This is a genomic window from Saccharothrix sp. 6-C (assembly GCF_016695385.1).
Lineage (GTDB): Bacteria > Actinomycetota > Actinomycetes > Mycobacteriales > Pseudonocardiaceae > Actinosynnema > Actinosynnema texasense.
In genome coordinates this window covers 8906738-8924739 of record NZ_CP064192.1, presented here as the reverse complement: position 1 = coordinate 8924739, position 18002 = coordinate 8906738, and the positions used below count along the sequence as shown (strand labels likewise).

Below are 18002 nucleotides of genomic sequence, written 5' to 3'. Positions count from 1 at the left end.
CACAGATCCTCCCACCGGCCGCTGCTCCGTTCGGGCTTCGAGCGTCCGGGACTACTTGCGAGGCTCCTTCGGGTCCGGTGCCGAGAGGAGCAGGAGCGCGGCCAGCAGCACCGCGCCGGCCGCGTTCGGCGCGGGCAGCGGCGGGTCGGTGATCGCCGACTCCGGCTCGGCGACCAGGGTGCCGAGCAGCTCGACGTCCGCCGGTGCGGCGACCGTGCGGGCCAGGGTGTGAACAGACATGAGAGCCTCCCTCCACAGTGGGCGTCACGACGTTCGTTCGCTGTGGCTGCCCGTGAAATGTCCTGCCCGTCGAGTGCAGCACAGAAGGACGCGTTCGTGTGGTCCTGGACCCCGATCCCGGCCGGTTGTACCTGAGTGGGTGACAAGTGGTTTTCCGTGTCACCCCAACGGTTTCAGAGCGTCACCGTGTCATCGGGACGGTCAGGGGCGGGTGATGGCGGCGCCCAGGCTGCGCACGACGCCGTCCGTGCGGGCGAGGGCTTCGGTGCGGCGGGGGTTGGGTGGGACGCGGGTCAGGTCGACCACCCGGATCGGGGGGCCGAACTCGACCAGGGTCGGCACGTAGGACGCCTCCCGCACCGCCCAGCCTGACGGGCCCTTCACGAACTTGAACCGGGTGACGATGCCCTCCTCCGTGATGCCGCGCGGCTCGGAGTGGCGGGCCACCTCGTTGCCCATGCCGTAGACGACCCACTTGCCGTCGATCTGCTCGATCGGCTGCACGGCGTGCACGTGCGTGCCGATGATCAGGTCCACCGCCGGGTCGGCGAGCACGGCCCGGGCCATCTCCCGCTGCTGCGGCGTCGCCTCGTGCCGGTACTCGTCGCCCCAGTGCAGGCTGGCGACCACGACCTCGGCGCCGGCCGCCTTCGCCGCGCGCGCCGCCGCCAGCACGCCCTCCGCGGAGAGCTGGTTCGCCATCCACGGCTGCGGCAGCGGGATGCCGTTGAAGCCGTAGGTGAACGCGATGTGCCCGACCTTCACCCCGCCCACGTCCAGCAGCAGCGGGGTGGCGGCCTCCTCCGGCGAGCGGAACGAGCCGGTGTGCTCGAGCCCGGCCGCGTCCATCACGTCCAGCGTGGTCCTGATGGCCGGCGCGCCCCGGTCGAGGGTGTGGTTGGACGAGGTGGAGCAGCTGTCGTAGCCGATCTCCTTCAACGCCGACGCGACCTCGGGCGGCGCGCTGAACGCCGGGTAGCCGTAGGTCGGCGCGCCGGGCGCGGACAGCGGCGTCTCCAGGTGGCAGATCGACACGTCGGCGTCGATCGCCTCGCGCAGCCCCTCCAGCAGCGGCACGAAGGTCCGGGCGCCGTCGGCGTCGGCCTGCTCGGTCAGCGCCGGGTGGATCAGGATGTCGCCGCCCGCGGCCAGCGTGAACGACGGCGGCTCGGGCGCGACCGACGAGGTGGTCGACGCGGGAGCGCGCGCGGTCGTGATCACCACCGGCGAGCCGGTGCAGGCCGCGAGCAGGCCGAGGCAGGCGACCAGGCCGAGGACCGGTCGCCCGCCGCGCGCGTTCAGCGGTGCCGCCCGCGGAGCCCGCGCACCAGCAGCGCCACCACCAGCAGCCCGGCCAGCACCGGCAGCACCCGTTTGAGCACGGGCACGCCCGCCGTGCCGACCAGGTCGATCGGCTCGTCCGGCACGGCGCGCAGGTGCGGCTTGGCGGCGGTCTCCGTAGCAGTCACCTCCTCAGCTTCCGCCGGCGCGAGGCGCGTCGCCAGGCATTGCGCGAACTCGCCGATGAGCCGGCCGCTGACCTCGCTGATCAGACCCCGGCCGAACTGGGCCGGGCGGCCGGTGACGTTCAGGTCCGTGACCACCGACACCTCGGTGCCCGCCGTGCCCGCCGTCAGCGCCACCGACACGGAGGCGGACGCCGTGCCGTTGCCCCTGGTGTCCTTGCCGGACGCCTTCAGCACGGCCGCGTGCACCCGTTCGTCCACGGACGTGAACTCGCCGGCGCCCTTGTAGAGCAGCGTCACGGGGCCGAGCTTGACCTTGACCGTGCCGGTGAACTTCGGCCCGTCGACCCCGGTGAGGGTGGCGCCCGGCATGCACGGCGCCACCTTCTCCGGGTCGAGCAGCGCCGCCCACACGTCCGGCACGGGCGCGGGGACGGTGAACCGGTGCTCGAGCTTCATGCGCCCACCGCGGCCGTCACGGCCCGCTCGGTGAGCACGCGGGCCAGGTGGGACCGGTACTCGGCGTCGGCGTTGCCGTCGGTCGGCGGGTCGGCCCCCTCGGCGGCGCGGGTGGCCGCCGCCGTGATCGCCTCGGCCGTCGCGGGCTGCCCCACCAGCGCCTCCTCCACGCCGCGGGCCCGCACGGGGGTCGGGCCCATGTTGGTCAGGCCGACCCGCGCGTCGGTGATCCGGCCGTCGGCCACCCGCAGCGCGGCGGCCACCCCCACGATCGACCACGCCTGCGCGACGCGGTTGAACTTCTCGTAGTGCGCGCCCCAGCCGGTCAGCTTGGGCACCTTCACGTGGGTGAGCAGCTCGTCGGGCGCGAGGGCGGTGGTGAAGTAGTCGACGAAGAACTCCGCCGCCGGGACCTCCCGCGTGCCGTCCGGGCCGACGCACACCATCACCGCGTCCAGCGCCAGCGCGGGCGCGAGCAGGTCGCCGGCCGGGTCGGCGTGGGCCAGCGAGCCGCCGAACGTGCCCCGGTGCCGCACCTGCGGGTCGGCGACGGTGTCCGTGGCCAGGCGCAGCAGCCGCGCGTGCTCGCGCACCAGCGGGTCGCGCTGCACCTCGTAGTGCGTGGTCATGGCCCCGATGCGCAGCGAGTCGCCGTCGTCGTGCACGCCGATCAGCTCGGTGAGCCCGGACAGGTCGACCACCACCGTCGGCACGGCCAGCCGCATCCGCAGCACCGGGATGAGGCTCTGCCCGCCCGCCATCACCTTGGCGTCCTCGCCGCCGGCGGTCAGGGCGCGCACCGCCTCCTGCACCGTGGCGGGCGCGACGTAGTCGAACGCGGCCGGGATCATGCCGCACCTCCCCGGTCGTCGGCGGACCGCGAGTCGAGGGAGCCGAGGCCGCCGCCCGCGCCCGGGGTGGTCGGCACGCCCCCACCGCGGCCGTTGATCGCCTTCCACACCCGCATCGGGGTGCACGGCATCTCCACGTCGGTCACGCCCAGGTGCCGCACGGCGTCGATCACCGAGTTGACCACGGCGGGCGTGGACGCGATGGTGCCCGCCTCACCGACGCCCTTCACGCCCAGCGGGTTGCCGGTCGCGGGCGTCTCGGTGCGGTCGGTGGTGAAGTGCGGCAGGTCGACCGCGGACGGCAGCAGGTAGTCGGCGAGGGTGGCGGTGGTGAGCGTGCCGCTCTCGTCGTGCACGGCCTCCTCGTACAGGGCCTGCGCGATGCCCTGCGCCAGGCCGCCGTGCACCTGGCCCTCCACGATCATCGGGTTGACCACCGTGCCGACGTCGTCCACGCACACGTACGAGCGGATCTTCACCGCGCCGGTCCGCGTGTCGACCTCGGTCGCGCACAGGTGCGTGCCGTGCGGGTAGGAGAAGTCGTCCGGGTCGAACGTGGCCTCGGCGTCCAGGCCGGGTTCCACGCCGTCGGGCAGGTTGTGCGCGACGTGCGCCGCCACCACCACGTCGCCGAGGGCCATCGTCGTGGACGTGCCGCGCACGGAGAACGTGCCGGCGGTGAACTCGACGTCGTCCTCCGCGACCTCCATCAGGTGCGCGGCGACCGTGCGGGCCTTGGCCAGCACCTTGTCGGCGGCCAGCACCACGGCCACGCCGCCGACGGCCAGCGATCGCGAGCCGTAGCTGTCCATGCCGCGGTGCGAGACGCGCGTGTCGCCGTGCAGCACCTCGACGTCCTCGAACGGCACGCCGAGCCGGTCGGCCACGATCTGGCTCCACGCCGTCACGTGGCCCTGGCCGTGCGGCGAGGTGCCGGTGATCAGCTCGACCTTGCCGGTGGGCAGCATCCGCAGCGCGGCGTGCTCCCAGCCGCCCGCCGCGTACCGCAGCGCGCCGAGCACCCGTGACGGCGCGAGCCCGCACATCTCGGTGTAGGTGGAGATGCCGATGCCCAGCTGCACCGGGTCGCCGTCGGCGCGGCGCGCGGCCTGCTCGGCGCGCAGCGCGTCGTACCCGAACAGCTCCTTGGCGCGGGCGGTGGCGGCCTCGTAGTGGCCCGAGTCGTAGGTCAGGCCCGCGACCGTGGTGAACGGGAACTCCTCGTGCCTGATCCAGTTCCGCTCGCGCAGCTCCAGCGGGTCGACGCCCAGCTCGGCGGCCAGCTCGTCCATGATCCGCTCGATGGCGAACGTGGCCTCGGGCCGCCCCGCGCCGCGGTAGGCGTCGGTCGGCACCTTGGTGGTGAACACGTTCGTGCAGGTGAACCGGTAGGCCGGGAACTTGTAGATGGCGTTGAACATGAACGCGCCGAGGATCGGCACGCCCGACGTGATCAGCCGCAGGTAGGCGCCCATGTCGGCGAGCAGGTCCACCTTCAGGCCGGTGACCGTGCCGTCGCGGCGGGCCGAGATCGTGATGCGCTGCAACTGGTCGCGGCCGTGGTGGCCGGACAGCATCGACTCGGTGCGCGACTCGGTCCACTTGACCGGCTTGCCGAGGCGGCGCGCGACCAGCAGGGTCAGCACCTCCTCCGGCGTGACCTGGAGCTTGCCGCCGAAGCCGCCGCCGACGTCCGGCGCGATGACCCGGATCTGCTGCTCCGGGATGTCGAGCACGACCGACAGCATCCACCGCAGGATGTGCGGCACCTGCGTGGACGACCACATCGTCACCGAGTCGGGTGACGCGTCGACCACCACCGAGCGGGGCTCCATGAACGCCGGGATCAGCCGCTGCTGGCGGAACGTGCGCTCGACGACCACCTCCGACTCGGCGACGGCCCGGTCGACGTCGGACCCGGTGCCCGCCTCGGCGGAGTCGAACACCCAGGTGGCGCTCTTGTTGGTGCCCAGGTCGGGGTGGACGAGGTCGGCGTCGTCCCCGATCGCCCGCTCCAGGTCGAGCACGACCGGCAGGTCCTCGTAGTCGACGTCGATCGCGGACAGCGCGTCGTGCGCCTCGGCCGCGCTGCGGGCCACGACCAGGGCGACGGCCTCGCCGGCGAAGTTGACCCGGTCGACGGCCAGCGACGGCGCGGGCGGCGCGAGCATGTCCTCGGTGATCGGCCACGCGCACGGCAGGCTGCCCTGCTCGTCGGCCAGGTCCCGACCGGTGAGCGCGACCAGCACACCGGGCATCTTCACGGCCTCGGTGACGTCGACGGAGGTGATCCGGGCGTGCGCCACGGGGCTGCGCAGCAACGCCATGTGGAGCATCCCGGTGAGCTGGAGGTTGTCGGTCCAGCGGGTCGCGCCGGTGATCAGCCGGGCGTCCTCCTTGCGCCTTCGGGATTTCCCGATTTCGGGTTCGGCGGTGGCGGTCACGCGGCACCCCCGGCGGCGGTGGTCCGGCTCGCGGCGTCGCGCACGGCGCGGACGATGTTCTGGTAGCCGGTGCAGCGGCAGAGGTTGCCCTCCAGGCCGTGCCGCACCTCGTCCTCGTCGGGGTCGGGGTTGTCCTCGAGCAGGTCGATGGCCTGCATGATCATGCCCGGGGTGCAGAAACCGCACTGCAACGCGTGGTTCTCGTGGAACGCCTGCTGCACGGGGTGCAGCTCGCCGTCGCGGGCCAGGCCCTCGACCGTGGTGACCTCGCGGCCGTTCGCCTGCACCGCGAGGACGGCGCAGGACTTCACGCTCCGCCCGTCGAGGTGCACCGTGCACGCGCCGCAGTTGCTGGTGTCGCAACCCACGACCGTGCCGGTCTTGCCGAGTCGTTCGCGCAGGTGGTGGACCAGCAAGGTGCGTGGTTCCACCTCGTCGCTGTAGGCCACGCCGTCGACGGTGACCGTGATCCGCATGAACCCTCCAAGAGTGGTGGTGATGGGGGTCACAACTGAGCCTGCTCGTTGTTGCCGCGTCAAACAACCCCCTCACTTGTGGATGGAGCCGTCCCCACGGGCCAGCCGCCCACCTCCCCCGCCCCAGCGCAGGGCGATGATCTCCGCGGCGATCGACACCGCCGTCTCCTCGGGCGTGCGGGCGCCCAGGTCGAGGCCGATCGGGGACGCCAGCTTGGCCAGCTCGTCCTCGGCCAGGCCCGCCTCGCGCAGCCGGCGCAGCCGGTCGTCGTGCGTGCGGCGGGAACCCATCGCGCCGACGTAGCCGAGCTTGAGGCGCAGCGCGGCCTCCAGCAGCGGCACGTCGAACTTCGGGTCGTGGGTGAGGACGGCGACGACCGTGCGCTCGTCGAGCTGCCCGGCGTCGGCCTGCGCGGCGAGGTAGCGGTGCGGCCAGTCGACGACCACCTCGTCTGCTTCGGGGAACCGGCTCGTCGTGGCGAACACCGGGCGCGCGTCGCACACCGTGACGCGGTAGCCGAGGAACGCCCCCAGCCTGGCCACGGCGGCGGCGAAGTCGATCGCGCCGAACACCAGCATCCGGGGCGGCGGCTCGAAGGAGTTCACGAACACCGTCATGCCCTCGCCGCGCCGCTGCCCGTCGGGCCCGTAGTGCAGGGTGCCGCTGCGGCCGGCGGCGAGCAGGCCGCGGGCGTCGTCGGCGACGGCGTCCGCCGCCCTGGCCGAGGGGATGTCGCCGGTGGCGCGGTCGGGCCGGACGACCAGCCGCCGACCCACCCACTCCGGGTGTTCCACGACCGTGGCGATCGCCACCGGCTCCCGCGCCCGCACCGCCTCCAGCACCTCGGGCAGCTCGGGGAAGTTGTGCCGGTTCACCGGCTCGACGTAGACGTCGATGATCCCGCCGCAGGTCAGGCCCACCGCGAACGCGTCGTCGTCGGTCACGCCGTACCGCTGCAGCACCGGCCGGCCGTGGTGCACCACCTCCTGGGCCAGCTCGTAGACCGCGCCTTCGACGCAGCCGCCGGAGACGCTGCCGACGACGGCGCCGTCCGCGCCGACGAGCATCGCGGCGCCGGGCGGGCGGGGTGCGGAGCTGAACGTGGCGACCACCGTGCCGACGCCGACCGTCTCGCCCCGGTCGACGCGCTCGGCCAGTTCGACGAGGACATCACGCAAGTCGGACCTCCTCCAGCAGTTCTTGCAGGGTGTCGAGGCTGTGCCCGGCGAGCAGCCGGTCCAGGTGCGGGAGGGCGGCGACGATGCCGGACTGCACCGGCCGGTACCCGTCGTGGCCGGCGTGCGGGTTGACCCAGACGACCTTGTGCGCGAGCCGCGCGAGCCGCCGGACCTGGTCGGCGAGCAGGGCCGGGTCGCCGCGCTCCCAGCCGTCCGAGCAGATGACGACGACCGCGCCCCGGGCGGCGCCCCGCTGGCCCCAGCGGTCGAGGAACACCTTGAGCGTCTCGCCGAGCCGCGTGCCGCCCTCGTGATCGGGCACGGCGCGGGCGGCGGCCCGGAGTGCCTGCTCGGGGTCGCGGTGGCGCAGCTGGCGGGTGACGCGGGTCAGGCGGGTGCCGAGCGTGCAGACCTCGACGGGCATGCGGCGGGCGACGACGTGCGCGAAGCGGAGCAGGGCGTCGGCGTAGGGCTTCATCGAGCCGGAGACGTCGACGAGCAGCACGACCTTGCGGGCGCGGGTGGCGCGGCGGCGGCGGCGCGGCCGGGTCGGCTCGCCGGTGGCCAGCATGTCCCTGAGCGTGCGGCGGGGGTCGATCGACCCTCGCCGTGCCGGTGTCCTGCGCAGCGCGCGCCGCGTCGGCGGCACCGGCTTGAGCACTGCCAGCAACTCGTCCAAGTGCCGCTTCTCGGCGGGACGCAAGGAGGCGATGTCCTTGCGCCGCAGCACTTCCACCTCGCTGGCCGCGACCTTCACCGCGGACACCGCCCGGTCACGCCTCATCGTGCCGCCGCCGAGCGCGGCCAGGTGGCTGCCCTGCCGGGCGCGCCTGCCCGGCGGCGCCGGCGGCACCCCGCCGAACCAGGCCTGGAACGCCACGTCGTACCGGGGCAGGTCGTCGGGCTCGCCGCACAACGTCAGGCGACCGGCCCAGTACACGTCCTCGCGCCTGGCGACGTCGAGGTGGTCGACCGCCGCGACGAACGCGTGCACCCTCTCGGGCCCGCACGCCACCCCGCCGTGCCGCAGCGCGCGGGCGAACCCCACGAGCCCGGTCGACGCCCCGGCTCCCGTCATCCCCCGATTGTGCTCCCGGACGCGGCGCCGAGGACACCGCTCGACAGGGCCCGCTGGGCGTCCTCGCGGTACTTGAGGACGGCACCGAGCGTGGTCGCGGCCGTGTCCGCGTCCAGTTCGGTGCGGCCCAGGGTGAGCAGGGCTTCCGCCCAGTCCAGGGACTCGGCGACGCCCGGCGGTTTGAGGAGGTCCAGGTCGCGCAACCGCCGCACGGCTGACGCCACCTGGTGCGCGAGGCGTTCGGTGACGCCCGGCAGCCGGCGGCGGAGGATGGCGACCTCGCGGGCCAGGTCGGGGTGTTCCAGCCAGTGGTAGAGGCAGCGGCGCTTGAGGGCGTCGTGCACCTCCCTGGTGCGGTTGGACGTGAGGACGACCAGCGGCGGGGTCTCGGCGGTGACGCGGCCCAGTTCGGGGATCGTCACCGAGTTCTCGCCGAGCACTTCGAGCAGGAACGCCTCGAACTCGTCGTCGGCCCGGTCCACCTCGTCCACGAGCAGGACGCACGGCGCGTCTTCGAGGGCTTGGAGCAGCGGGCGGGCGAGGAGGAAGCGGCGGGTGTAGAGGGAGGCCTCGGCTCGGTCGGCGTCGACGGGGCCCGCGGCTTCGAGAGCCCGAAGGTGCAGCAGCTGGCGGGGGAAGTCCCAGTCGTAGAGGGCCTGGGTGGCGTCGATGCCCTCGTGGCACTGGAGCCGGATCAGCGGCAGGTCGAGGGCTCGGGCGAGCGCGACGGCCAGCGACGTCTTGCCGGTGCCCGGCTCGCCCTCGCAGAACAACGGCCGGTGCATGCGCCAGGCCAGGTAGGCGGCGGTCGCGATGCCCCGGTCGGGCAGGTAGCCGACCCGGTCCAGTTCGGCGGCGAGCTCCTCAGGCGTCACCCTGTCATCTTGCCGCTGCTCGGCGGACGGCGGCGCGCTACCGCGCGCGGCGGAAGCGGCCCGGGGCGGTGCCGTGGACGCGTTTGAAGGCGGCGGCGAAGGCGAACTCCGAGGCGTACCCCACCCGGCGCGCGATGGTCGCCAGCGGTGCGTCCGTGTCCCTCAGCAGGCGTGCGGCGGTGGTCATGCGCCACCACGTCAGGTAGGTCAGCGGCGGTCGGCCGACCAGGGCGGTGAAGCGCTTGGCGAACGGTGCGCGGGACAGGCCGGACGCCGCGGCCAGTTCCGCGACCGTCCACGGGTGGGCGGGGTCGCGGTGCAGGTGGCGCAACGCGGTGGCGATGACCGGGTCGGTGAGCGCGGCGGCCCAGCCGGTGGTCCGGTCGGACCCGGTGAACCAGGTGCGCAGCAGGTAGACCAGCAGCGTGTCGAGCAGGGCCGGGACGAGGGCGTCGGAGCCCAGGCGGGGGTGGTCGAGCTCGCCGGCCAGGAGGGTGACGGCGGCGCGCAGGTCCGGGCCCGACACGAGCACGGTGTCCGGCAGGTCGCGCAGCAGCGGGTGCACGTCCCGCAGCTCGTAGGCGCCGCACAGCGTGACGGTGGTCGGGTGCGCGGGCGCGGGGTGGTCGACGGCGAAGTCCGGGGCGTTCGGGTCGCACGCCTCCCCGGTCACGGGGGTGGTGGGGTGGTCCGCGAGCACGTGCCCCCGACCGTCGGGCAGGAACACGACGTCGCCTGCCCGCAGCTCGACCGGGTCGGCGTCGTCGCGCAGCAGCCAGCACGTGCCCTCCAGCACCGCCTGGAACCCGGACGCGCCCGGCACCGGCGCGAACCGCTGCGCCCACGGCGCCTCCCACGCCACCCGGGCGACCACGGGCCGGCCCGTCCGCATCACCGCGACCACGTCGCTCAGCACGTCCACGGAAGACGATTGAACATGCACGCAGGATTCCGCGGCATGGATCGTCTCCTGATGACCTCATACCGTCGGCACGGTGAAAAGCGCACGCGTCCACACCCACGGCGGCCCGCACGTGATCGTCGTCGACGACGTCCCCATCCCACGACCCGGCGCGGGTGAGGTGCTGGTCCAGGTGGCCGCGACCTCGTTCAACCCCACGGAAGTCGCCGTGCGGCAAGGCCGGTTCACCCTCCCGCTGCCCCACACGCTCGGCTGGGACGTGGCCGGCACGGTCGACGGCGACCCGGTGGTCGGCTGGATCGACGGCGCCGCCGCCGAGTACGCCGTCACCACCCCGGACCGCCTCGTCCCCGCGCCCCGCACCGTCCCGCTGCCCGACGCCGCCGCCCTGCCCCTGGCCGGCCTGTCCGCGTGGCAGATGGTGGTCGAGCACGGGCGCGTGCGGCCCGGCCACCGGGTCCTGGTCAACGGCGCGGGCGGCGGCATCGGCGGGTTCGCCGTGCAGCTGGCCAAGCACGCGGGCGCGCACGTCACCGCCACCGCGTCCCCGCGCAGCGCCGACGTCGTGCGGGACCTGGGCGCGGACCACGTCGTCGGCTACCACCCCACCGGCCGGTTCGACGTGGTGCTCAACCTCGTCGCCGACGCCGAAGTGGCCCGGTTGGGCGACGTCGTCGTCTCGGCGACCCTGAGCGACGCACCCGACGCCCACTTCGTCACCCGCTTCGACGCCGCCCAGCTCACCGGGCTGGTCGCCCTCGTCGACCGAGGCGTGGTGCGGATCGACGTCTCCGAGCGGCACGGCCTCGCCGACCTGCCCGGACTGCACCGCCGCGCCGAGGCCGGCGACCTCAGGGGCAAGGTCCTGGTGACACCCTGAGAACGGGGGTCCGGGGGAAGTCAGGGTGCGTCCCCGATGCCCGGAAACGCCTGGCGGAGCACTCTTGAGCCATGACGAACGACGTGCTCACCGAAGCCACCGCCAAGGTCAAGAAGCTCCGCCGCAGCCGGACCGACAAGATGGTCGCGGGCGTCTGCGGCGGCGTCGCCAAGCTCCTCGGCGTGGACGCGGCGCTGGTCCGCATCCTGCTGGTCGCCGCCACCCTCTTCGGGTTCGGCACGGGCGCGGTCCTCTACCTCGCCTGCTGGCTCCTCATGCCCGAAGAGGACTGATCACCGCGGGTGACCGGGCACGCCCGGGAGCACCTGCCACGGCCGGGGGCCGTCGAGGGGGCGGTACTCGACGCCGAGCGCGTCGAGCCGCGGCAGGTGGTGCTCGGCCAGCCGGGTCAGGAACTCCGCCACGTCACGCTCGGCGGGGCTCCACACGACCTCGGCGAACGCGCTCAACCGGGGGAACGCGGCGTAGTCGAGGCGCCGCGGCGAGTCGAGGTGCTCGGTCCACAGGTTCGCCTGCGCCCCGAGCACCCGGTCCGCCGCCGCCGGCTCGTACCGGTAGACGTCCTCGACCGCGGTGACGGTGCCGACGGGGATCGGCTCGTCGGGGTGGTCGGACTGCCGGTAGTCCAGGTAGAGGTGCTCTTCCGGGCACATCACGACGTCGTGGCCCCGGTCCAACGCGGTCAGGCCGGGCTCCTCGCCGCGCCACGACGCGACGATCGCGCGGGCCGGCAGTGGTCCGACGCCGAGCACCTCGTCCCAGCCGAACGGCCGCCGCCCGCGCTGGTGCAGGTGCTGGGCGAGCCGGCGGACGAACCGGCCGTCACCGCCCTCGGCCTCGTCGCCGCCCAACCCGATCACCTCGGACGGGAACACGTCCAGCAGCTCGTCGAACACCTGCCGGTAGAAGTCCACGGTGGGCTCGTCGGCCCGCAGCACGTTCGGGTTGATCCCCCAGTCCGTCCACACCCCGCCGCCGGACGCGCCCAGCTCCGGGTACGCCGCGATGGCCGCCTGGCTGTGCCCCGGCACGTCGATCTCCGGCACCACGGTGATCTGCCGCTGCGCCGCGTACGCGACGACTTCCCGCAGGTCGTCCTGGGTGTAGTAGCCGCCGTGGGGCCGCCCGGCCATGCCGCCGGCCCGCCGGTCGCCGAACCGCGAGTCGGGCCGCCACCCGCCGACCTCGTGCAGCCGGGGGAACCTGCGCGACTCGAACCGCCAGCCCTGGTCGTCGGTCAGGTGCAGGTGCAGCACGTTCAGCTTGTGCACGGCCAGCAGGTCGACGTACCGCAGCAGGTCGTGCTTGGGCAGGAAGTGCCGCGCCACGTCCAGCATCACGCCGCGCCACGCGAACCGGGGGTGGTCCTCGACCTCGCACACCGGCAGCGTGACCGCGCCCGGCGGCACGGCCCGGAACGCCGCCGGCCCGCTGAGCTGCCGCAACGTCTGCCGGGCGTAGAACTCGCCGGCGTCGTCGGACGCCCGCACCCGCACGCCGTCCGCCGAGACGGACAGCCGGTACCCCTCGGCGGGGCCGGCTTCCCGGGTGACCTGGAACGTGCCGTCGAACGGCACCTCGCCCTCGCCGCGGGCGAACACCACCGGGCGCGGCAGGATCACGACTTCACCGCCCCGGCCAGGCCCGCCACCAGGCGCCGCTGCACCAGGATGAAGAACAGCAGCACCGGGATCGTCATCAACGTCGAACCGGCCATGATCGCCCCCCAGTCGTTCTGATCGGGTTTCACGAACACCTGCAGCGCCAGCGGCAGCGTCTGGTTCTCCGCCGCCGAGATGATGAAGGTCTTGGCGAAGAGGAAATCATTCCACGCGTGGATGAACGACAGCACGCTCGTCGCCACCAGGCCGGGGGCCACCAGCGGGAACAGCACCTGCCACAGGAACCGGAACCGGGACGCGCCGTCCAGCGTGGCCGCCTCCTCCAGCTCCACCGGCACGGCCGCGACGAACCCGCGCAGCATCCAGATCGCGAACGGCAGGCTGAACGCCAGGTGCACCAGCACCAGCGAGCCGAGGTGGTTCAGGCCGAACACCGGCGCCACGTCCCGCACCGACCGCATGAGGAAGAACAGCGGGATGGTCAACGCCTCGACCGGCACCATCTGCACCACCAGCAGCATGATCAGCAGCGTGGTGCGGCTGCGGAACCGGAACCGGGTCAGCGCGGTGGCCGCCAGGAACGAGATCAGCAGGCTCAGCAGCACCACCGCGACCGCCACCACCACGCTGTTGAGCAGGTAGCGGCCGAAGTTCTGCACGGTCAACGCGCGGGTGAAGCTGTCGAGCGTCGGCGCGAGCGTCCACGGGCGCGGGTCGGCGGAGATCACCTCCGCCTCGGGCTTCACCGCGGTCAGCGCCATCCAGTACAGCGGGAACGCCACCACGGCCGCGACGACGACCGTGACCGCTTCCGCCAGGCCCCGCGACGCACGCCGGTTCACAGCACCTCCCCGCTCCGCCGCAGCGCACGCAGGTAGCCGAGGGTGACGAGCAGCAGCAACGCCGTCATCACCACGCCGATGCTCGCGCCGAGCCCGTACTCGGAGGCGGCGAACGCCTGCTGGTAGGCGTAGACGTTGAGCACCAGGTTGCGGCCCGCGATGCCGCCGCCGTTGGTCATGATGTAGATCTGGGTGAACACCTTGAAGTCCCAGATGACCGACTGGATCGTCACCACGATCAGCAGTGGCCGCAGCAGCGGCAGGATCACGCTGGTCGCCGTCTTCACCGTGCTCGCGCCGTCCAGCGCGGCGGCTTCCAGCACCTCGCCCGGTATCGACTTGATCCCCGCGTACAGGGTGACCATGACGAACGGGAACGAGCACCAGATCACCTGGGCCGCGACCAGCCCGAACGCCAGCCACTTGTCGTAGGTCCAGGACAGCCCGGTGGTGCCCAGGACCTCGTTGACGAACCCGAAGTTGGCGTCGAACAGGAACAGCCAGATCGTCGACCCGGCCACCGTCGGCGTGGCCCACGCGCCCAGCGCGGCGAGGAACAGCGTCATCCGCGCCCACGTGCGGACCCTGGTCGCGAGCACCGCCAGGGCGGCGCCGACCAGCAGGGTGCCCGCCACGCAGACCGCGGCGAACCCGACCGTCTGCCCGAGCACGGACCAGAACCGCGCGTCGGACAGCAGGGCCGTGTAGTTGCCCAGGCCCAGGAAGGTCAGCGGCGCCCCACCGCTGACCTGCTCCTGGCCGTAGTCGAACAGGGAGATCAGCACGAGCTGGTAGATCGGGTAGCCCATCAGCCCGACGAGCACCAGCAGGGCGGGGGCGAGGTAGGCGAACGCGATCCGCCCGTCGCCCTTGGCCGTCCGCATCGTCACGAGTCGAAGGCGGCGTTCATCTGGTCGGCCGCGTCCTTCGCCGCGCGGTCGAGGTCCTCGCCGCCGGCGGCGACCTGCTGGAGCAGCGTCGGCAGCACGGCCTGGGCGTCGATCTTGGCCCAGTTCGGCGTGACCGGCACGAACCGCGTGCCCGCCTCCAGGGTCTCGATGAACGGCTCCAGCACCGGGTTGGCCTTCGCCACCTCGGCCTGCACGTCGCCGAACGTCGGCAGGTTCCCCATCGCGTCGAACATCTTGCGCTGGTACTCCTTGCCGCCGAGCAGCCGCACGAACTCGTTGGCCAGCGTCTTGCGCGCGCTGCCCTTCAGCACGCCGAGCAGGTTGCCGCCCGCGAACGCCGGCGCGATGTCGCCGGCCTCCTTGCCCGGCAGCGGCACGACCGCGTACTTGCCGGCGGCGCTGGAGGCGTCGACCGACTTGCGGTTGAAGTCGCCGCCCACGACCATCGCCGCCTTGCCCGCGCGGAACGCCTCGACGCTGGCGTCGCCGCCGTTGCCCGCGCACTGGGCGGGCGGGCAGATGTCGTCGGCGATCAGCTCGGTGTACTGGCGCAGCCCGGCCTTCGACTCGGCGCTGTCGATGGCGGCGACGTACCGGTCGCCGTCCTTGCGGGCGATGTCGCCGCCGTTGGCCCAGACGAACGGCATCGCGCCGTAGGTGTACTTGCCGCCGGCGGAGATGCCGAGCAGGTCCGGCTTGGCGGCGCGGATCTTCCTGGCCAGCGGCGCGATCTCGTCCAGGGTGGCCGGTGGCTGGAGGTTCAGCTCCTGGAACACGTCGGTGCGGTAGTAGAGCGCGCGCACGCCGACGTACCAGGGGACGCCGTAGACCTTGTCGTCCACTTCGCCGGTGTCGAGGACGGCGGGCAGCAGGTCCTTCGCCTCGGACCAGCCGCCGAGGTCGAGCTCGGCGAACCCGCCGCCCGCGACGTAGCCGGCCAGGTCGGTGTTGCCGAACTCGGCGACGTCGGGCGCGCTCGCGGGGTCGCTGAACGCGGCCTTGAACCGCTCGGCGCGGGTCTGCACCTGGATGTACTGGACGTCGACCGTGACGCCTTGGTGCGCCTGCTCGAACGCGGTGACCGCCTCCTCGACGACCGCCTCCTTCGGGCCCCGGTTGACCTCGTCGAACAGCCAGACCCTCAGCTGTCCCGCCTGCTCGTCGCCGCCGGTCGGCGCCGAGCCGGACTGGACCGGGGCGCACCCGGCCAGCACGACGGCGCCCACGACCGCTGCTACTGCGAACCGCATCTCGCCCACCCTTCAGGTGTGTCCCGTGTTGCGTGATGTGCAACGGCTATTTCACGGGAAGCAACGGCGATGCTAATGTCCGCATCGGCAAGCGGTCTAGACCAGATTCGCCCAGGTCCGGACGGCGTCGGCGGACACCGGGGCGTCCCATCCGCCTGGCCGCACCGCGCCGCCGACGTGGAACCCCGTGACGCCGAGGGCCTTCAGCGGCGCGACGTGCTCGGCCTTCAGCCCGCCGCCGACCAGCAGCCGCACCGACCCCTGCCGCGCGGCCAACCGCTCCAGCACGCCGAAGCCGTCGGCGACCCCGCGCGCGCTGCCCGCCGCGAGCACGGTGTCGCAGCCCAGTCCACCGACGACGGTCCACGCCGCCTCGGGGTCCGCCGAGTTGTCCAGCGCCCGGTGGAACGTCCACGCGCAACCGTCCAGCTCGGCCACCAGCGCCGCGCACGCCGCCTCGTCCACCCACGCGTCCCCGTCGAGGAAGCCGAGCACGAACTCCGACGCGCCCGCCTCGCGCAACGCCGCCGCGTCCCGCCGCAGCCCGTCCAGGTCGCCGGGCGCGAACCCCGGCGCGTCGCGCAGCATGACCCGGACCGGCAGGTCGGTCGCGGAGAGCACGTCCCGCAGCACGGGGACCGGCGGCGTCAGCCCGTCCGCGGCCATGTCGACGGTGAGTTCCAGCCGGTGCGCGCCGCCGGCCTGCGCGGCCTCGGCGTCGGTGGCGTCCAGTGCGATGACCTCAAGCATGGTCTGGACCATAGCCCGCACGGGGGCGGGGGCGTCGTCAGTGAACTGTTAAAGCGGCCGGGTGTATCTCCCGTAGAACTACTCACTCCTTATCTGATGACCGGTCCTCAACCCCGACTGAGGAGGCCGAATGACCGCCAATCCGCCTGGCGTCGACGAGCTGGACCCCGCAGAGCTGGAGAAGCAGTTCGCGGGCGACGAGGAGTCGGTCGACGGGCTCGACCCGAAGGACGACCTGCACGACGTGCCACCGGCGACGCCGCAGGGCCACCACCAGACGCACAGCGCGCCGGTGGCCCTCGACACCGCACCGGTGGCGGGTAGCTAGACCTCTGGGGGAGGAGGGGTGGCAGTCGGTCGGCTTCGAGGGGTGCCGATCGGAGGTCGCCCGCAATTGGGGGGAGGCGGTCCGCGGTGCGAGGGGGGCATCGCGGACCGCCGCCGCGCCGGTGGCGGCGAAGGTGTGTGACGATCAGCTTCGGCTGGGGGACGCCGAGAAGGAGGTGACGACGTGGGAGAACTGCGCACTGCCGGTGAGCGCCCACCGTGGGAGGGTCTCGACGGGACGGACCGGCACGCGGCCTGTGTCGTCGCTGCCCGCGACGGGGACCGCAGGGCCCTGGACGTGCTGGTCGCCGACCTGACGCCACTGGTGTGGCACGTCGCCCGAGGACACGGGCTGGACCGCAGCACCGCGGAGGACGTGGTGCAGACGGTCTGGCTCGCGCTGCTGCGACACCTCGACCGGCTGGTCGAGCCGCGCGCGCTGGCCGGGTGGCTCGTCGTCGCGACGCGCCGCGAGGCCCAACGGACCTGGACACCGGCTCGCCGTGAAGCGGCGCTGAGCGACGAGCTGGCGGATCAACTGGAAAGCGAGTACGGCCTGCCCGAGGACGCCGCCCTGGTCGACGACCGGGACTACCGGCTCTGGCGGGCCTTCGGCCGCCTGTCGCAGAAGTGCCAGGAACTTCTGCGGCTCACCGTGCTGGCCGGCCGGGCGGAGTACCGCGCGGTCGCCGAGGCACTGTCCATGCCGCGCGGCAGCATCGGCCCCACCCGGGGTCGGTGCCTGACCACGTTGCGCACACATCTCGACGCGGAAGGAGGATCGCGGTGAACGACATCGACCCGCGCGATGACCGCAGAGGCCAAGAGGACACCGCTGTCCTCACTGAACTGAACCGCCTGGTGTACGAGTTGGACGCGCCCCCACCGGGGCTCGTCGAACGCATCCAGTTCGCGGTGGCACTGGAGAACCTGGACGTCGAGGTCGCCCGCTGGGAACGCGCCGGCTCGTTCGCGGGCGTGCGCGGCGGCAGCCCCGGCACCATCACGTTCACGGTGGACAACCTGACGCTGATGGTGAACTTCACGTCCATCGGCGCCCGGCACCGCATCGACGGCTGGCTCGTGCCCGCGGGCGAGCACACCGTCGAGGTGCGGGTGGCCGAGCACGAGTCGAGCACCACCAAAGCCGACGACGGTGGCCGGTTCGTGCTGTCCGACGTGCCCGCCGGCACCACGCAGATCGTGGTGCACCTGGTGAACTCGCGCGGCGAGCCGGGGCGCACGGTCGTGACACCGACGATCATGTTGTAGGGAACGGTTCCGCCAGACGACCGCGGGGCGGCGTCACGATGGGTCGACCGATCGCGTACTCACGGAGAGTAACCCGTTCGGCTCACGGATAGCCTCCACAAGACGGCTTCTCGGACACGTTCTGTGTGCTGGCATTA

20 protein-coding genes are annotated in these 18002 nt (G+C 73.0%); 5 read left to right on the top strand and 15 right to left on the bottom strand.

The window, feature by feature from the left end:
- Positions 1 to 51: 51 nt before the first annotated feature.
- The 10 genes from IOD16_RS39200 to IOD16_RS41165 all read right to left on the bottom strand — a co-directional run bounded on the left by IOD16_RS39200 (position 52) and on the right by IOD16_RS41165 (position 9990).
- Positions 52 to 240, bottom strand: a complete 189-nt coding sequence (locus IOD16_RS39200; RefSeq protein ID WP_123744381.1) for a hypothetical protein — start codon at positions 238 to 240, stop codon at positions 52 to 54.
- A gap of 201 nt (positions 241 to 441) precedes the next feature.
- Positions 442 to 1464, bottom strand: a complete 1023-nt coding sequence (locus tag IOD16_RS39195) for a CapA family protein (protein ID WP_236594636.1) — start codon at positions 1462 to 1464, stop codon at positions 442 to 444.
- Between the two features lie 74 nt (positions 1465 to 1538).
- A complete protein-coding gene (locus tag IOD16_RS39190) occupies positions 1539 to 2165 on the bottom strand; it encodes an SRPBCC family protein (protein WP_201438315.1) in 627 nt (208 codons plus the stop codon).
- On the bottom strand, positions 2162 to 3016 hold the full coding sequence (locus IOD16_RS39185; RefSeq protein WP_201438314.1) for an FAD binding domain-containing protein: 855 nt from the start codon (positions 3014 to 3016) through the stop codon (positions 2162 to 2164). Before IOD16_RS39185 ends, IOD16_RS39190 begins: the two co-directional genes overlap by 4 nt.
- Positions 3013 to 5460, bottom strand: coding sequence for a xanthine dehydrogenase family protein molybdopterin-binding subunit (locus IOD16_RS39180; RefSeq protein ID WP_201438313.1), 2448 nt, complete (start codon positions 5458 to 5460; stop codon positions 3013 to 3015). The genes IOD16_RS39185 and IOD16_RS39180 overlap by 4 nt, the downstream gene beginning before the upstream one ends.
- On the bottom strand, positions 5457 to 5936 hold the full coding sequence (locus tag IOD16_RS39175; protein WP_201438312.1) for a (2Fe-2S)-binding protein: 480 nt from the start codon (positions 5934 to 5936) through the stop codon (positions 5457 to 5459). The genes IOD16_RS39180 and IOD16_RS39175 overlap by 4 nt, the downstream gene beginning before the upstream one ends.
- Before the next feature lie 72 nt (positions 5937 to 6008).
- Entirely contained in the window at positions 6009 to 7115 is a 1107-nt protein-coding gene (locus IOD16_RS39170; protein ID WP_201438311.1) for an XdhC family protein, read from the bottom strand.
- Positions 7108 to 8193, bottom strand: a complete 1086-nt coding sequence (locus IOD16_RS39165; protein ID WP_201438310.1) for a vWA domain-containing protein — start codon at positions 8191 to 8193, stop codon at positions 7108 to 7110. Before IOD16_RS39165 ends, IOD16_RS39170 begins: the two co-directional genes overlap by 8 nt.
- Positions 8190 to 9068 (bottom strand): AAA family ATPase, encoded by an 879-nt coding sequence (locus IOD16_RS39160; protein WP_201438309.1) that lies wholly within the window; start codon positions 9066 to 9068, stop codon positions 8190 to 8192. The genes IOD16_RS39165 and IOD16_RS39160 overlap by 4 nt, the downstream gene beginning before the upstream one ends.
- A 37-nt stretch (positions 9069 to 9105) precedes the next feature.
- On the bottom strand, positions 9106 to 9990 hold the full coding sequence (locus IOD16_RS41165) for an AraC family transcriptional regulator (RefSeq protein ID WP_201438308.1): 885 nt from the start codon (positions 9988 to 9990) through the stop codon (positions 9106 to 9108).
- Between the two features lie 73 nt (positions 9991 to 10063).
- Between IOD16_RS41165 and IOD16_RS39150 the strand changes: the two genes are divergently transcribed.
- Entirely contained in the window at positions 10064 to 10870 is an 807-nt protein-coding gene (locus IOD16_RS39150; RefSeq protein ID WP_201438307.1) for an NADP-dependent oxidoreductase, read from the top strand.
- 71 nt (positions 10871 to 10941) lie between these two features.
- Positions 10942 to 11163 carry a PspC domain-containing protein gene (locus IOD16_RS39145; protein WP_123744392.1) on the top strand — a complete coding sequence of 74 codons (222 nt, stop codon included), beginning with the start codon at positions 10942 to 10944 and terminating at the stop codon, positions 11161 to 11163.
- Here the strand turns inward: IOD16_RS39145 and IOD16_RS39140 are convergent, their stop codons facing one another.
- From IOD16_RS39140 to IOD16_RS39120, 5 genes are all read right to left on the bottom strand, one after another.
- Positions 11164 to 12513, bottom strand: a complete 1350-nt coding sequence (locus IOD16_RS39140) for a beta-N-acetylhexosaminidase (protein WP_201438306.1) — start codon at positions 12511 to 12513, stop codon at positions 11164 to 11166.
- Positions 12510 to 13355, bottom strand: a complete 846-nt coding sequence (locus IOD16_RS39135; protein WP_201438305.1) for a carbohydrate ABC transporter permease — start codon at positions 13353 to 13355, stop codon at positions 12510 to 12512. Before IOD16_RS39135 ends, IOD16_RS39140 begins: the two co-directional genes overlap by 4 nt.
- Positions 13352 to 14239, bottom strand: a complete 888-nt coding sequence (locus IOD16_RS39130; protein ID WP_201441767.1) for a carbohydrate ABC transporter permease — start codon at positions 14237 to 14239, stop codon at positions 13352 to 13354. The genes IOD16_RS39135 and IOD16_RS39130 overlap by 4 nt, the downstream gene beginning before the upstream one ends.
- A 2-nt stretch (positions 14240 to 14241) precedes the next feature.
- Positions 14242 to 15516, bottom strand: a complete 1275-nt coding sequence (locus IOD16_RS39125; RefSeq protein ID WP_201438304.1) for an extracellular solute-binding protein — start codon at positions 15514 to 15516, stop codon at positions 14242 to 14244.
- Between the two features lie 96 nt (positions 15517 to 15612).
- Positions 15613 to 16266: a copper homeostasis protein CutC gene (locus IOD16_RS39120; RefSeq protein WP_236594634.1), complete on the bottom strand. Its 654-nt coding sequence runs from the start codon at positions 16264 to 16266 to the stop codon at positions 15613 to 15615.
- Between the two features lie 130 nt (positions 16267 to 16396).
- Here IOD16_RS39120 and IOD16_RS39115 point away from each other — a divergent pair, with 130 nt between their 5' ends.
- From IOD16_RS39115 to IOD16_RS39105, 3 genes are all read left to right on the top strand, one after another.
- Positions 16397 to 16594, top strand: a complete 198-nt coding sequence (locus IOD16_RS39115; RefSeq protein ID WP_123744396.1) for a hypothetical protein — start codon at positions 16397 to 16399, stop codon at positions 16592 to 16594.
- 183 nt (positions 16595 to 16777) lie between these two features.
- On the top strand, positions 16778 to 17383 hold the full coding sequence (locus IOD16_RS39110; protein ID WP_201438303.1) for an RNA polymerase sigma factor: 606 nt from the start codon (positions 16778 to 16780) through the stop codon (positions 17381 to 17383).
- A 59-nt stretch (positions 17384 to 17442) separates the two neighbouring features.
- Positions 17443 to 17865, top strand: coding sequence for a carboxypeptidase regulatory-like domain-containing protein (locus IOD16_RS39105; RefSeq protein ID WP_268997141.1), 423 nt, complete (start codon positions 17443 to 17445; stop codon positions 17863 to 17865).
- Positions 17866 to 18002: the final 137 nt, after the last annotated feature.

Coding starts and splice junctions, on each gene's coding strand:
- IOD16_RS39115 (WP_123744396.1), top strand. CDS start 16,397: ATGACCGCCAATCCGCCTGGCGTCGACGAGCTGGACCCCGCAGAGCTG.
- IOD16_RS39190 (WP_201438315.1), bottom strand. CDS start 2,165: ATGAAGCTCGAGCACCGGTTCACCGTCCCCGCGCCCGTGCCGGACGTG.
- IOD16_RS39200 (WP_123744381.1), bottom strand. CDS start 240: ATGTCTGTTCACACCCTGGCCCGCACGGTCGCCGCACCGGCGGACGTC.
- IOD16_RS39145 (WP_123744392.1), top strand. CDS start 10,942: ATGACGAACGACGTGCTCACCGAAGCCACCGCCAAGGTCAAGAAGCTC.
- IOD16_RS39130 (WP_201441767.1), bottom strand. CDS start 14,239: ATGCGGACGGCCAAGGGCGACGGGCGGATCGCGTTCGCCTACCTCGCC.
- IOD16_RS39125 (WP_201438304.1), bottom strand. CDS start 15,516: ATGCGGTTCGCAGTAGCAGCGGTCGTGGGCGCCGTCGTGCTGGCCGGG.
- IOD16_RS39165 (WP_201438310.1), bottom strand. CDS start 8,193: ATGACGGGAGCCGGGGCGTCGACCGGGCTCGTGGGGTTCGCCCGCGCG.
- IOD16_RS39185 (WP_201438314.1), bottom strand. CDS start 3,016: ATGATCCCGGCCGCGTTCGACTACGTCGCGCCCGCCACGGTGCAGGAG.
- IOD16_RS39175 (WP_201438312.1), bottom strand. CDS start 5,936: ATGCGGATCACGGTCACCGTCGACGGCGTGGCCTACAGCGACGAGGTG.
- IOD16_RS39120 (WP_236594634.1), bottom strand. CDS start 16,266: ATGCTTGAGGTCATCGCACTGGACGCCACCGACGCCGAGGCCGCGCAG.